11 protein-coding genes are annotated in these 15426 nt (G+C 49.7%); 8 read left to right on the forward strand and 3 right to left on the reverse strand.

Annotated features, from left to right (window positions below; translation table 11 throughout):
- Positions 1–36: 36 nt before the first annotated feature.
- Entirely contained in the window at positions 37–3705 is a 3669-nt protein-coding gene (gene putA / locus H579_RS0100330) for a bifunctional proline dehydrogenase/L-glutamate gamma-semialdehyde dehydrogenase PutA (RefSeq protein ID WP_102049249.1), read from the reverse strand.
- Between the two features lie 249 nt (positions 3706–3954).
- Between putA and H579_RS0100335 the strand changes: the two genes are divergently transcribed.
- From H579_RS0100335 to H579_RS0100345, 3 genes are all read left to right on the forward strand, one after another.
- Positions 3955–4428, forward strand: coding sequence for an Lrp/AsnC ligand binding domain-containing protein (locus H579_RS0100335; protein WP_036564923.1), 474 nt, complete (start codon positions 3955–3957; stop codon positions 4426–4428).
- A 140-nt stretch (positions 4429–4568) separates the two neighbouring features.
- Positions 4569–5480 carry an SEL1-like repeat protein gene (locus H579_RS23615; RefSeq protein ID WP_084623726.1) on the forward strand — a complete coding sequence of 304 codons (912 nt, stop codon included), beginning with the start codon at positions 4569–4571 and terminating at the stop codon, positions 5478–5480.
- Positions 5481–5751: 271 nt separating this feature from the next.
- Complete coding sequence (locus H579_RS0100345; RefSeq protein ID WP_028299013.1) at positions 5752–7500, forward strand: GGDEF domain-containing protein; 1749 nt, start codon at positions 5752–5754, stop codon at positions 7498–7500.
- A 76-nt stretch (positions 7501–7576) separates the two neighbouring features.
- Here the strand turns inward: H579_RS0100345 and H579_RS29015 are convergent, their stop codons facing one another.
- Complete coding sequence (locus tag H579_RS29015) at positions 7577–7780, reverse strand: hypothetical protein (RefSeq protein WP_157834522.1); 204 nt, start codon at positions 7778–7780, stop codon at positions 7577–7579.
- A gap of 44 nt (positions 7781–7824) precedes the next feature.
- Here H579_RS29015 and H579_RS0100350 point away from each other — a divergent pair, with 44 nt between their 5' ends.
- Positions 7825–8829, forward strand: a complete 1005-nt coding sequence (locus H579_RS0100350; protein WP_036564924.1) for a serine/threonine protein kinase — start codon at positions 7825–7827, stop codon at positions 8827–8829.
- A 189-nt stretch (positions 8830–9018) separates the two neighbouring features.
- Positions 9019–10575, forward strand: a complete 1557-nt coding sequence (mltC, locus tag H579_RS27475) for a membrane-bound lytic murein transglycosylase MltC (protein WP_084623729.1) — start codon at positions 9019–9021, stop codon at positions 10573–10575.
- 393 nt (positions 10576–10968) lie between these two features.
- On the opposite strand, the gene H579_RS0100360 is transcribed toward mltC, so the two are convergent.
- Positions 10969–11685, reverse strand: coding sequence for a YebC/PmpR family DNA-binding transcriptional regulator (locus tag H579_RS0100360; protein ID WP_028299015.1), 717 nt, complete (start codon positions 11683–11685; stop codon positions 10969–10971).
- A 196-nt stretch (positions 11686–11881) separates the two neighbouring features.
- Between H579_RS0100360 and H579_RS0100365 the strand changes: the two genes are divergently transcribed.
- The 3 genes from H579_RS0100365 (at position 11882) to H579_RS0100375 (ending at position 15364) form a co-directional block, all read left to right on the forward strand.
- The gene (locus H579_RS0100365; RefSeq protein WP_028299016.1) at positions 11882–13237 is read left to right on the forward strand and encodes a GGDEF domain-containing protein; all 1356 of its coding nucleotides are present in this window, start codon (positions 11882–11884) and stop codon (positions 13235–13237) included.
- A gap of 57 nt (positions 13238–13294) precedes the next feature.
- Positions 13295–14575 (forward strand): CinA family nicotinamide mononucleotide deamidase-related protein, encoded by a 1281-nt coding sequence (locus H579_RS0100370; RefSeq protein WP_028299017.1) that lies wholly within the window; start codon positions 13295–13297, stop codon positions 14573–14575.
- Positions 14576–15097: 522 nt separating this feature from the next.
- Entirely contained in the window at positions 15098–15364 is a 267-nt protein-coding gene (locus tag H579_RS0100375) for a hypothetical protein (RefSeq protein WP_028299018.1), read from the forward strand.
- Positions 15365–15426: the final 62 nt, after the last annotated feature.

Below are 15426 nucleotides of genomic sequence, written 5' to 3' on the forward strand. Positions count from 1 at the left end.
CTTTTCCGACCTATAACAGCTTATCTGGTTTAGTGGTTAGTTGCTGCTGGCGATCAGACTGGCATTACCGCCTGCCGCCGTGGTATCCACACACAGATGACGCTCATGGACAAAACGCTCCGGCAGATTTACTTCGGTCAGCAGCGGCAGTAGTGCACCGTCACGTTGTGCCAATGCCTGGCGGTACGCTTTCAATACACCGATATCCGCAATACTGCTGATGGCATCAACACCTTGTACCTGACTTAACAGCTCAGCGGATACATTGCCTTCAATACCCACTACCGCCAGACCTGCGAAAGCCAGCTCATCAGTGACCGCTTTCACACCCGGTGCAACGGCAACGACTTTGTTGCCTTGTGCCAGAGCCATAGCGATCTGACGGCTGACGCTGTTCAGATCAGGGCCCAGACACAGAACCAGACCACGACCATGACAGCTCAGACGGTTCAGCTCACCGGTCGGTCCCGGCATCTCACGGGTATTCAGCAGAGCCGGGTTATCTAGTGTAGAGCTATCCAATGCCAGGCTGGCTTGTGGCAGATGTTGACTCAGCTGCGCCAGAGCCGCACTTTTCTCCATCACCGCTTGATCTTTCAGGCTATCAACTGCGCTCTGCAGCTCGTTTAGGCTGACACTAGTCGCAGTATCAGTCTGTGTGACTAAAGCTTCAGGGGCAATCTGCTTAAAGCGGCGCACGTACAAGGGGCCGCCGGCCTTAGGACCAGTACCGGACAGGCCTTCACCACCGAACGGCTGAGAACCCACAATCGCACCAATCTGGTTACGATTGACGTAGCAGTTACCTACCTTGATACGGCTGGTCACGTAGTCGATGCGGGTATCCATACGGGTATGCAGACCAAAAGTCAGGCCATAACCGCGACTGTTGATATCCGCAATCACCTGATCCAGCTCACCGGCTTCAAAGGTGCAGATATGCAGCACCGGGCCAAAGATCTCCTCTTCCAGCTCAGTGATGCTGTCCAGCTGAATCACCGTTGGCGGCACAAAGGTGCCGCCTGCGGGCACATCGAAGGTTTTCAGGCAACGGCCTTTAGCGCTGAAGGCCTGGATATGGGCCATAATCTTGTTGCGCGCAATATCGTCGATCACAGGGCCGATATCGGTGCTCAGTAACCAAGGGTTGCCGATTGTCAGCTCTTCCATGGCACCGTACAGCATCTCCAGAGTGTGCTCGGCGATATCTTTCTGCAGATACAGTACACGTAGGGCGGAACAACGTTGACCGGCACTTTGGAACGCAGACGCCAGCACATCACGAATCACCTGCTCAGGCAGCGCGGTAGAATCGACGATCATGGTGTTCATACCACCGGTCTCGGCGATCAGCGGCGCATCCGGGGCCATATTATCGGCCATAGCTCGGTTGATGTGCTGAGCGGTTGGCGTGGAACCGGTAAAACACACGCCATCAATGCGGCTATCAGAGGTCAGCGCTGCACCGACGACAGCACCGGTACCCGGTAGCAGCTGGATCACATCCTGCGGGATACCGGCTTCATGCATCAGCTCAACGGCACGGGCGGCCATTAGCGTGGCTTGCTCGGCTGGCTTGGCCAGTACCGCGTTACCTGCCGCCAGTGCGGCACAGATCTGACCGGCAAAGATCGCCAGCGGGAAGTTCCACGGCGAGATACAGGTGATCACACCACGGGCCTGACCATCTTTATCATGCAGCTCCGCTTCGTTCGGGTAATACAGCGCAAAATCGACTGCTTCACGGATCTCGGCGATACCATCCAGTAGGGTTTTACCCGCTTCACGCGTTGCCAGGGCAAACAGCTCTGCCGCATTGGCTTCCATCAGGTCCGCAAACTTGCGGATACGGGCGCTACGCTCGCTAACCGGCAACGCTGCCCAAGCTACTTGACCGGCTTTGGCTGCCGCAATGGCGGTTTCCACATCCTGAACGGAGGCTTCAACCACTTCACCCACTTGATCCTGGTGATCGGCGGGGTTGATCACCGCTTTTTTGTCTGCACCTTCCACCTGACCGGCAATCATAGGTTTTGCCTGCCATTGTGTCTGAGCAAAAGCATCACGTTGTTTATCCAGTTCAGCCACTTCAACCGGATCGGTAATATCCCAACCGATGGCGTTACGGCGCTTTTCACCGTAGAGCTTAGCCGCTGGAGTAATAGCCGGGTTGGCGATTACATCCAGCTCCTGCACTACGGTAATCGGGTCTTTGGCGATCTGCTCCGGTGCGATATTGATATCGACAATCTGGTTTACAAACGAGGAGTTCGCGCCGTTTTCCAGCAGGCGACGCACCAGATAGGCCAACAGATCCTGGTGTGCACCCACGGGTGCGTAGATACGACAGCGGACTTTCTGCTCCTGTACCACTACATCATGCAGGGATTCGCCCATGCCGTGCAGGCGTTGGAATTCAAACTTATCCAGATCGTCAGCCAGATTCATAATCGCCGCCACAGAGTGGGCGTTGTGAGTGGCAAACTGTGGGTAGATGCGATCGGTCATCTGCAGTAGCTTGGTGGCACAAGCCATATAGGACACATCAGTATTCACCTTACGGGTAAACACCGGGAAGCCATCCAGGCCCATCACCTGGGCGCGTTTTACTTCCGCATCCCAGTAAGCGCCTTTAACCAGACGTACCATAATCTTACGATCCAGTTGCACCGACAGACTGTACAGCCAATCCAGCACAAAAGGTGCGCGGTGGCCAAAGGCCTGGACCACCACGCCAAAACCGTTCCAGCCGGCAAGCTCGGGACGGGACAAAACCGCTTCGATCACATCTAAAGACAGATCCAGACGATCCGCTTCTTCCGCATCAATGTTAAAGCCCATATTGGCGTCTTTTGCCATCAGGGCCAGCTGGTAGGTACGTTCTACCAGCTCTGCCATCACACGCTCACGTTTACCAAACTCGTAACGGGCGTGCAGGGCCGATAGTTTTACGGAGATACCTGGGTTCTGACGGATATCCGCATGGACACAAGCCGGTTTCAGAGCACTGATCGCATCGGCGTAAGCCTGATGATAACGCAGAGCATCTTTATCGGTACGGGCGGCTTCACCCAGCATATCGTAGGAGTAGCTGTAACCACGGCCTTCCTGCTTTTTGGCGCGCTCGGTGGCTTCTTTAATATCGCGCCCCAGCACAAACTGGCGACCCAGTTCCTTCATCGCCTGTTTCACTGCAGTACGTACTACAGGCTCACCCATACGCTTGATCATGCCGCGCAGGGTGCTGGCCAGGCCTTTTTCATCGGCAGGTGCGATCAGCTTACCGGTGACCATCAGGCCCCAGGTGGAGGTATTGATCAGGGCGGATTCGGAGCGGCCCAGGTGCTCCTGCCATTTGCCCGGTACAATTTTATCTTCAATCAGTTCGTCGATGGTGTCGGCATCGGGTACACGTAACAGGGCTTCAGCCAGACACATCAGGGCGATACCCTCTTTGGTGCTCAGGCCATATTCTGCCAGGAAGTTTTCCATCATGGATGGCTTGGCAGAGGTACGTACCCGGCGAATCAGTTCAGCGGCTTCCGCTGAGATGGTTTGACGTGTGCTGTCAGACAGACCCGCTAACTCAATCAGAGCAGGCACGGTGTTATTTTCATCAGCCAGATAGTGCGCGCGAATCAGATTGCGGATTTCGCTGGTCGGTTTCACATCGGCATTTGTTGTAGTGTTCGTTACCCGAGTCATATCGACACCCTTCATAAGAGGAATAAATATCAAAGATGCGATATTCTATTCCGCAATAAATAGCCTTTTTCTCTAATTGTTCGTGGCTAAAAAAACTATAGACTATTTTTGATGCTTGTTTTTAGTCTTCATATCTATTCAGTGTTTGTTTTATAGAGAAAGTAGCTATTGTTGTTTGGTCGTGTAGTGGTATGCTGAGCCACGATTCACTGAAGTTCTAAGATAAGTAACTGTATAAGCGACAGATTTATGAAAAAGAATGATGAGCTGGACCGTATCGATCATGCCATTCTGCGTGAACTGCAGAAAAATGCCCGCCTGACGGTCACAGAGCTTGCTTCAAGAGTAGGCCTGTCTAAAACGCCTTGCCAGTTACGGATGAAGAAGCTGGAAGAGCAGGGCTATATTCTGGGTTATGTCGCCTTGGTGAACCAGACGCGCTTGGGGGCCAGTCATGTAGCCTTTGTGCAGGTCAAATTAAGTGATACTAAAAGCAACGCTTTGGAGGCCTTTAATGAGGCAGTTCGTCAGATTCCCGAGGTGGAACAGTGTCATATGATCGCTGCAGGTTTTGATTATCTGCTTAAAGTGCGTACTTCAGGTATGGAAGCTTATCGTCAGGTGTTGGGAGAACAGATCTCGGCTCTGCCCTTTGTATTACAGACCAGTACCTATGCAGTGATGGAAAGTGTGAAGGATATTGAGTCCCATCTTTTGGATTAGATCAGGATGTTTTAAACACTTCTATCGTTATTTAAGATTGAACTAAATAACGACTAAAATAGTGTGTTTACTCATAGCTCCAGGTGTAACTTTTTGTTACCCTTTGCCGTTAATTCCAATGGTTTTACCGCGGGGTTACGATGACGTATCTGAAAACGCTTACTGCACTTCTTTCCCTCTGTTTTGTTGCCTTCTCATCTCAAGTTAATGCATCGTTTAAACAGGCGATGGCTTTTTATGAGCAGGAGCTATACACCCATGCCCTGAACCATTTTCTACCAGAAGCAGAAAAAGGTGATGTTAAGGCTCAGCTTATGCTGGGGCGTATGTATCAGGCGGGTCAGGGAGATGAGGCTGATCCTAAGCAAGCATACTTCTGGTACGAAAAGGCTGCCAATCAAGGTGACCCTGAAGCGATGTATCGTCTGGGCATGGCTTATCTGACATTAATCGATGCCAGCCAAAGCGAAGTCAAAGCCTTTCAGTGGATTAAACAAGCGGCCGAGAAGTCTTTTAATCAGGCTCAGTTTCAACTGGGTATGATGTATAAAAAAGGCCAGGGTAACGGCATCAATATGAGTAAGGCCCGTCACTGGTTATTTAAAGCTGCTCAGGGCGATAATGCTGAAGCCCAGTATCAACTGGCGCGTATCTACGAAGATGGCCCTGATGGTAAACAAAATTACACAGAGGCTTTGCGCTGGTATAGTCAGGCCGCAAAACAAGGGCATACCCGTGCGGAGTTGTCTCTGGCTTACATGTACTATTATGGTTTGGGAACCCGGACGGATTTACTGACTGCTTCGAACCTGCTTCAGCGTGTGGCTAATAAAGGTGTTGCGGTGGCTCAATATAATCTTGGTGTATTGTATGAGGGCTACCCTAAGCGCAAACCGAACTATGCGGCCTCTATGAACTGGTATAAAAAAGCATGTGAGAATAACTACCTGAAAGCCTGTAGTGATATGAAGCGCGCTCAAGACCGTTATCAGAATCAGCTGGAACTGGCTTTGCGTGATGGCAGTGAAGATGATCAAACGGTTAATAATTAAAACCCTGTCCAAGATCCACTTCAAGCAGTCACGATAGCACACGTTTCATTGGCATTTATGCCATGCCGTTAAAAAAGGAGAGCTAAGCTCTCCTTTTTACAATCAGCCCATTGGTATCAAGGTTTTTCGTTGGATGGCTAAGTGACTGCTCCCCGCCCGTATTGGGCGAGGGTTTACGCGGTTTTTTGCTAAAAAATAAAAGGCATTGGAAATGCTTTTTAAATTAATAAAGGTTAGGATGATGGTTCGATAAAACTAGAATATTTCCTTTATGAGCCTGAAACTGCGCTTCTTTCTATTGTCAGCTCTGTTACTGCTAATCTCGTCAATAGCAGTCTGGTCATCAGTCAAAACGCTGGCAGAACAGATTATTGAAGAATGGGCGTTGCGTTATGCAGAAAAGCAGGTGCTCTACGACAGAGAGCGTACCCTGCAACCTATTATGCGGGAAATTGCTCTGGCACTTCAGTTTGCTAAATCCTCCTCGTTAGTGGCCTATGCCCGTAACCCAGATGATGACACCTTACGTCGTGCCGCCTTGCAGGAGATGGAAAACTTTCGCTTTAACTTTGCTGAAATGAACTACTTTGTTGCGCTGAAAAAAAGCGGCGAGTATTTCCATAACGATGCTAATAACAGCTATGCAGGCCAACAGTTGCGTTATCGACTGGATGAGAACTCACCTAAAGATGCTTGGTTCTTCCGCGTCTTAAAACAGCAACTGGAACTGCATATCAACGTAAACCTGGACAGTGAGCTAGGCGTTACCAAGCTCTGGATTAACGCTTTACTGAATGATGGTGGTGAGCCTCTAGGCGTTGTGGGTACAGGGCTTAATCTGAGCCACTTTCTCAATCAGATCGTCAATAATACGGATGAAGGAGTGACTAACCTGTTTGTTGACCAGACAGCCAGTGTGCAGCTTCATCCGCAGCGAACCCGGATCTCCTTCTCCAGTATTAGCGCTCCGAAAGCCCATCAACAGTATATCTATCAATATCTGGATAATGACAGCGATCACAAGAGAGTTGATCTGATCATGACAGAAGCCCGCAAACAGAGGGATAAAGTTATCAGTGAGTTTGTGGTCAGTGAGGGACGTCGGCAGCTGATGGCTGTTGCCTATATTCCAGAACTGAACTGGTACGAAATCACCTTTATTGATATTGCGAAGCTACTGCCATTAAGCCGCTTTGGCGGTATTTTTTTGGTCTACACCCTGACGATTATCGCTTTGATCATCTTGTTTAACCTACTGTTGCAACGTATGGTGTTACGTCCAGTCCAGCGCCTGAATACAGCGATTACTCAGGTGCAGGCAGCAAAGCCGGTCACTGTTGATCTGAGAGGCAAAGGTGAAGTGGGAGATCTGATTCGCCACTTTTCAGAGATGGCCGATGCGGTAGATCAATACCGCACCGAACTGGAAAATAAAGTCAAAGCCCGTACCCAGGCTCTGGAGGCGCAATCCAGGACCGATACACTGACTCAGTTATACAATCGAGGTGGGATGACTGAGCGTTTAAACCAAGTCTTTAATGACCAGGCCCATAACATCGGTTTTATCTGGATCGACCTGGATTACTTTAAAGAGATTAATGACCAATATGGCCACGCGTGTGGCGATAGAGCACTGGTTGCCGTTGCACGCATTATCGAGCAACAGATAGAGCAGGAAGCAGGTGTGTCTGGTTTTTCTGGACGCCGGGGTGGTGATGAGTTTCTCGCCTGTGTCCCCGAATGCGACCACGCTCGTCTGAGCGCTCTTAGTGAAACTATCTGTCGTACAGTTGCTGGGTTTAGACTCGATTACCATCCTCATCCTGACCGCACTCAGAGTCAACAACCCCAGAAACAAGAAACGGATTTTGCAGGACGAGAACCTTTGCCACTGACCGTGAGTATCGGCACTTACCTGTCCCGTCAGGGTGATAACCTTGAACAGGCGCTCCATTGTGCTGATAACGCTCTTTATCAGGCCAAGGATGATGGTCGTAACTGTGTCCGGCAATTTTTATAGTGCTGCGATATCGTTCTAAAGCACGGCTTACCGCGGCTGCTTCAGTTAAAAAGGCGAATAACACCGATATACGGATCTAACTGTCCTGCTGACTAGCATAGCAACACGGGCTGACATAGTGTGATACGGGCTGACATAGTGTGATACGGGTTGGCATAGTGTGATACGGGCTGACATAGTGTGATACGGGTTGGCATAGTGTGATACGGGTTGTAATGTAATAGTATGGCATCTCATGGGGCGCGATAAACTCTCCGTCTTTTCGAATATCAAAATACATCTGGTCGGCCTTCTCAGGTTTACGGCACAGTCTCCGGTTATCTCATGAACGAACAAAATACATTTGACATTGAATCGCAGCCCTATTACCAACTGGACCCGAATCGGGTGATGGATGCCGTGGAACATCTGGGGTTTTACTGCGATGGCCGGGTAATGGCACTGAACAGTTACGAAAATCGGGTGTTTCAGGTTGGTATTGAAGACAGCGCACCATTGATCGTAAAGTTCTATCGCCCAGAGCGCTGGAGCGATGCTCAGATCCAGGAAGAGCACGATTTTTGTCTGGAGCTGGCAGAGCAAGGTATGGCAGTGGTTGCACCTGAGCAGAGAGACGGTCAAACCCTGTTCCAGTTTGGTCATTTCCGTATGGCACTTTTTACCCGTCGGGGAGGCCATGCTCCCGAGCTGGATAACGAAGAGCATCTGTTTGAGCTGGGTCGGTTTCTGGGGCGCTTGCACAGCATCGGTGAGCAGAAAAGCTTCCAGCATAGGCCGCACCTCACTATGAGGGAATACGGTAGAGCGGCTCAACAACATGTATTGAACAGTGGCTTGCTTGAGGGCGTTGAAGGTCGTTATCAGCAGCTGACCGATCAGCTACTGGAACAGATTGATCACCAGCTGAAAAGCTTTGATACTCAAGCTATCCGTGTGCAGGGTGACTGTCATGGCGGTAATATTCTCTGGCGCGATGGTGAACTGATTATGCTCGATTTTGATGATTGCCGAATGGCTCCAGCCATGCAGGATATCTGGATGCTGCTTAGCGGTGACCCATTACAGCAGAAACAGTGGTTGAATGAAGTCGCAGAGGGCTATGAGGAATACCGCACCTTCCCAACCAATGAATTGGTATTGGTTGAGCCACTGCGGGCACTGCGTATGATCTACTACAGTGGTTGGTTGGCACAGCGCCGTCTGGACCCCGCATTTATTCAGGCATTCCCTCAGTTCGGCAACGCCAACTGGTGGCAGGAGCACCTGACAGGACTACAACAACAGCAACAAAAATTAGTGGAACCGCCGTTAACATTAGGGTTTTATTAGAACTCTTATAACAGGTAACAGGCTGAGTTGGCATGGGTTTGCACTACTACAGAGCAAGCCTTAATCATTATGGCCACTAACAACAAAGCAATGCTGTTTTCCTCTGCCCTTGATCAGGGAGTCCCGGCGCTGTTTTTTGTCAGCATGTTTGACTGATTGATATGAACCCTTGGCAGTAGATCCTGACGTATGATGACTTCTATGCACGCACCGCTACGACTGAAAAAACTGTCTGCTTTAATCTCTGTGCTGGCTCTTAGCGGCTGTGTTGTAACAGGAGGCACAAGCAGTTATCCACACACCAGTACCAAACGGGTTGATCCACCTAAAAGTCTGACGCCTTTACCGCCGCCCGGAGGCTTTATCGCTTCCAGCCGTCAGCCTATAGGGGGAGATGCGGGTATGCCTTCTGTCAGCAAGGTGGAGCCGCCAAAGGTAACCGCAGTGTTTAAACCCTCTCCGGTCAACGCCCAGGCACTATCAAAACCTGAGGGTTTAATTGTGGCAGAAGAACTGCCAACGATAGTGCTGGGTGATGCCCCACCACTCGGATCAGAGCCAGCCGCAAGTTCTACTCAACCGTTAGTTGCGACACAGAACAACACACGCCCCACTCCTGTAGAACAAGCTGTTGTGAAGGTGAATAGTACTGCCGTTGAACAAAAAGCCTCGGACTGGATCTCCCGCTTCCCGGCGCTGGCGAAAGAGTACGAAGAATATAAAGAGGTACAGGCAGAGCTGGAGCAAGCCTATCGCCGTTATGAACAAAAAGTGATCCAGCTAAAGAAAAAGGCCAGCATCATATGGGGGGATGATAACGTACTGGAACCCTCATCGGATAAATACGTGAAGTACGGTAAGGGCTATGAAAGCCGGGGCGAGGTGGACTTTGCCAAGGGCAATATTATTGTAGAAACAGCGATATCCAGAGACCATAAGCAGCGGCTGCATGACGCGATTGTCACCACTCTGCTTACCCCCGACGAGAACCGAGACCCTGAAATATTTTCCGATCAGGGGGTTACCTTTCAAGGCCCTTCTGTGCTGCAAGGTCAGGTAAAAGATCACGAGGGCAAGTTTGTACAATGGGAATGGCGCGCTAACCGCTACGCTACCTGGCTGGTAGAGAATAAGTTAGAGCGAATTTCATCCGGCAGTCGTACCATCTATCGGGTACAGATCCCAATGGAAGCCAATCATCAGCAGGTCCGGGGGCAAAAATATGAATCTTTGGTGCGCCAATCTGCCCAGAAATATCAGGTTTCCGAAGCTCTGATCTACAGCATTATGGAAACAGAGAGCCACTTTAATCCTTATGCGACCAGCCATATTCCGGCCTATGGCCTGATGCAGGTCGTGCCGAGTACCGCCGGTAAGGATGTCTTTCAGCGCATCAAGAAAAAGAGTGGTCAACCCAGTCGCAGTTACCTGTTTAACCCTGCCAATAATATCGATACCGGGGCAGCTTACCTGAGTATTCTGGATGATATCTATCTAAAAGGTGTGACCAACCCTATCTCCCGTGAGTACTGTATTATCTCCGCTTACAATGGCGGAGCGGGTAACGTGTTAAGAACCTTCTCCCGGGATCGCAAACATGCGGTGACTGTGATTAACAGCCTGACACCTCAGCAGGTGTACCTGAAACTGAATAAAAATCACCCAAGTGCAGAATCCCGTCGCTATATCGAAAAGGTGGTACAGGCTAAACAACGTTATGAAGGTATGGCCGTCGCGAAGAAATAACTAATACCATTCCCGATAAGTTTCTTGATATCAGAGTAGGTTGGATAAGCGAAGCGCCATCCGACACTGACTCCGATAGCGGATAATTGTCGGAAGGCGCCTTGCGGCTTCTCCGACCTACAACTTATCTGGTTTGGTATAACGCTGATGCTTGAGATAAAGTATCTGCAATAAAAAAACAGCCGGTACTTTTATCAAGCCACCGACTGTTTTTATATACCATTCCCAATAAGTTTCTTGATATCAGAGTAGGTTGGATAAGCGAAGCGCCATCCGACACTGACTCCGATACCGGATAATTGTCGGAAGGCGCCTTGCGGCTTTTCCAACCTACAACAACCTACCTAGTTTGGTATTATAGGCTTCCCGACCTGTTATCGGGTCAACGAACCATTAGTACTCAGCGTTGTGATAAACGTTTTGTACGTCATCCAGGAAGTTCAGCAGCTCCAGGAATTTTTCCATGGTTTCCGCATCTTCCTCAGAGATCGGCGTGGTGTTGTGCGGTACAAACTGAATCTCATCCACGTCCAGATCGATACCTTCAAAGCTTTCAGTCAGTGCTGTTTTGGCTTTGAAATATTCGGTATGTGGTGCAAATACCGTGACTTTGCCGTTTTCGCACTCAATATCGGTCACGTCTACGTCAGCCATCATCAGGGCTTCCAGTACCGCTTCCTCATCATCGCCATCAAAGACAAAGATTGCACTGTGATCGAACATGTGGCTTACAGTGCCAGCAGTACCCAGCTTAGCTTTTGCTTTGTTGAAACAGGTACGTACGTCACCAATGGTGCGGTTCGGGTTGTCGGTCAGACAGTCAACGATTACCGCACAGCCACCAGGGCCAAAACCTTCGTAACGGGCTGGAGAGAAATCCTCACCACCACCACCTTTTGCCTTTTCAATAGCTTTATCGATGACGTGAGATGGTACCTGATCTTTTTTCGCGCGATCAATCAAGCTGCGTAGCGCCAGGTTGCCATCCGGGTCAATACCGCCAGATTTTGCACACACATAGATTTCGCGGCCGTACTTACTGTACACCTTGGTTTTTGCGGCGGCCGTCTTCGCCATGGATTCTTTACGGTTCTGAAAGGCTCTGCCCATTACATCGTCCCATTTCTTTCGGTTAAAGACCTGAATTCTACCGTGTCCGCCTGAGTTCTGGAATATGTTGAATTAGACGATCACCGCTTTTAATTTTACTTTTGCTCCTGTAATTAGAGGGGAGATACATTTATACAAGCAGCAATCAATCACGTTACAATATGTAAACATATCTCAGAGAAGGCTGACGCGACCTATGAACGGGCTGGAAAAATTTTACCTGACCAACCTCTATACCCCAGAGAATAACCGCATTCTGGCTGAGATCAGTGCGGTGATTCAGCCCCGCTATATGGATGTGGTTCAGGTGTTCTATAAAGAGCTGCTGGAAGATAATGCCGCGCGTCAGTTTCTGGACAGCGAACAGGTCGAGACTCGCTTAAAGGGCAGTCTGCAACAATGGCTGGAAGAGATTTTGTCGCCTAAAGAGCGCCATGAGATGGAGCAACTGGTGGAGCGCCAGCTGCAGATCGGCCAGGTCCATGCCCGTATTGATGTCCCTATGCCGATCGTCGATAACGCCATGCTGATGGTGAAAAACGGCTGTTTTGAGATTCTGGTGGAATCCGATATGGACCGGGAACATCTGGCGGAAGCGATCCGTCTGGTGAACAGTATCCTGGAATCCAGCCTGAGCATGATCAACCAGGCCTATATGCACGATATGGTGGAAAATGAACGTAACGCCATGTCCCTACGTCTGAATCTATCCGGTCAGGATATCGCCCTGGAGATAGAACGCATCCGCTCCGACCTGTTTAACTGGTTGAGTGATAATATCTTTCAGGTGATGTCAGGCAAAGAGCTGCCAGATGATTCGTTGCAACGTTCCGAATTTGGTTTATGGGTGAATCATAAGATGGATCTGATCACCCCTAAGGCCGATATCTCGGACAAGATAAAAAAACGCATGGAGATGCTCTCTTCCGACATTCGTCACCTGAGTCATAGTGAAAGTGACCCTGTACTGCGTCAGAAAGAGATCTGTAGTCAGATGAGCAAAGCCACCAACGAAATTGGCTGGTTACTGTCAGAACTGGCTAACTCCCTGCTGGCGAATTCATCAAAAGAGGATTCGCTCACCCGCTTGATCGAACGCAAGCATATGGCCCCGGTACTGCAAAAAGAAACCCAGATGGCACTGGCGACCGGTAATGCCTATGCCCTGATTATGTGTGATATCGACCACTTTAAGCGTATCAATGATATCTACGGTCATACTGCCGGTGACTTGGTACTGGAACAGGTCGCCAAAACCGTGCGTCACTCGGTGCGTGTCAGCGACTACAGCTTCCGTTACGGTGGTGAAGAGTTTTTGCTGGTCCTGCCGGAATCCAGTGTTGAGCAAGCGGTAGAAGTCGCGGAGCAGATTCGAGAGAAGGTAGAAAAACTGGTGGTTGAGTTGGAAAGTCAGCGCTCAGTCAATGTCTCCATGTCCTTTGGCGTCGCCCAGTTTAATGGCCACCCAGACTATATGCGCAGTCTGAAAAATGCCGATATGGCGCTGTATTCTGCCAAACACCAAGGGCGTAACCGCGTCGTCACTGCATAGACAAGAGCGGCATAGAAAAGAGTGACACAGAGCCTAAATAAGCCAAAGGAAAAGAATATGAATATTCAGCTATTGATGACCGGTAATGAACTGATGAGCGGCGACATCATCGATTCGAACTCCGCTATGATTGCCGATCAGCTGCAGCCTCTGGGTATCACGGTGACGCGCCGGGTGACCGTGGGTGATAATTTGCAGCAGCTGGTGGGTGAGATCCAATACATCAGCCAAAGTGCTGACCTGTTAATTGTGAATGGTGGTTTAGGCCCAACCACGGATGATATGACCTCTCAGGCACTGGCTTTAGCTACAGGCACCGAACTGGTGGAAAATGCTGAAGCTTTGGCTCATCTGACGCAATGGTGTGAGCAGCGTAACGCTCAGCTCAATGCAGCTAATCTCAAGCAAACTATCCTGCCTGAAGGCTGCGAGGTTGTGCCTAACCCCAGAGGCACAGCAGTGGGCTTTCAGATGCCGTTGAACGATTGTTTAGTGGTTTGTACCCCAGGTGTACCCAGTGAACTAAAGGTAATGCTGCAGCAAACCATTATTCCGGCACTGCAAAATCTGGTAAATCCCGATAACGCCTGTGTGCGGGACCGCTTCCACACGTTTGGTCTGGGTGAATCCCGTTTGCAGCAGCTGATTGCTGATCAGATCCCGGACTGGCCGAAGCAGCTGGAACTGGGTTTCCGCGCCGGAGCACCCACACTGGAAGTGAAGGTGCAAAGTGCCCAGCGGGATAACGCTCTGCATCAGGAGTATGTGGATAAGTTAACTCAGCTGCTGCAAGACAATATCACCAGCAGCGGCAGTGAGAGTCAGGCACAAGCGTTGGTTAAGTTGCTGACAGAGCAGCAGAAAAAGATTACCTGCGTTGAATCTTGCACGGGCGGCTTAATCGCATCCATGATCACCTCAGTCCCTGGCTCTTCCGCGGTATTTGAGGCAGGGTTTGTGACTTATTCCAATGCCCAGAAAACTGCAATGGTTGGCGTGAATGAGACAACCTTGATTGAAAATGGTGCTGTCAGTGAACAAACCGTGCGCGAGATGGCTGCAGGCGGTTTGGAAAAAGCCGAAGCGGATTATGTGATTGCCGTATCCGGTATTGCTGGTCCCGATGGTGGTAGCGATGACAAGCCGGTAGGCACCGTTTGGATCGCCTGGGGTGATCACGAGCAGATTGATGCTGCGCGTTTATATCTGCCTTATCACCGTAAGCTGTTCCAAACCATGGTGGCCGGAACCGGTTTGGATCTGATTCGTCGTAAGCTTCAGGGTGTTGAGCAACCGGCCAACTATCTGACAGAACGCGTTCATCCCAGCTGGAAATAGAGTGTAAACGGCAAGTTATACCCAACAAGATAAGTTGTTGTAGGTCGGAAAAGCCGCAAGGCGCTTTCCGACAATCATCAGATACAGGAGCAAATGTCGGATGGCGCTTCGCTTATCCAACCTACTCAGATATCAAGAAACTTATCGGGAATGGTATTATCTATTCGCTACCCACCACCTATTTAGCTTCGATCATTTGCGGTGATCGACTAATTGATTGATACCAAACAATCCATGCCCCGTTAGCCAGCCGCTTAGCGGGGCTTTTATGTTTTAAACAACCGACCTTTTCTTATCAGAATTTTGCACTGCAAACGCCAAAAGCATACCAATAAGACACGGTAATTACAGGTCTGAAGCAATATCGGCATGACCGTTGAGTCAAATCGCTTTTTGCTCCGATACGTCTTTTCTCTGTTTAAAACTGTTCTATGCTATAGACAGGAAAAGCAAAAACGAAGCGAACAATAACAACAACGGACTGTAAAGCAAAAGAGCCTGTGAGCTCAGGAGGGTAAGGCCATGTTAGCCTATCAAGATTGCCTGGATATGTGTGGCTTAAATGCCGATGAAGTTGCTGCGATTGCCGAACATGAGCACCAGGATCCGATTATCGCTGCAGCACTGGGACAATATCTGTTATGCCATAACGGTGAGCCCATGATCCGGAAAATTATTCTGGATGATATCAGAAAGGCAGAACGTAAAAATGACCTGGCGCATGCGCGTGTACTGCGCAAAGTACTGGCACACTTTATTGCCGAACATCCTGACTGTCCTGTGCATTAATTCAAAAGATCAGTGACAGCATACAGCTTGACAGAGAAAAGCCTGCATTGAGTGCGGGCTTT

It is taken from the genome of Oceanospirillum beijerinckii DSM 7166 (assembly GCF_000422425.1).
In the GTDB taxonomy this organism is placed as follows: Bacteria; Pseudomonadota; Gammaproteobacteria; order Pseudomonadales; family Halomonadaceae; genus Oceanospirillum; species Oceanospirillum beijerinckii.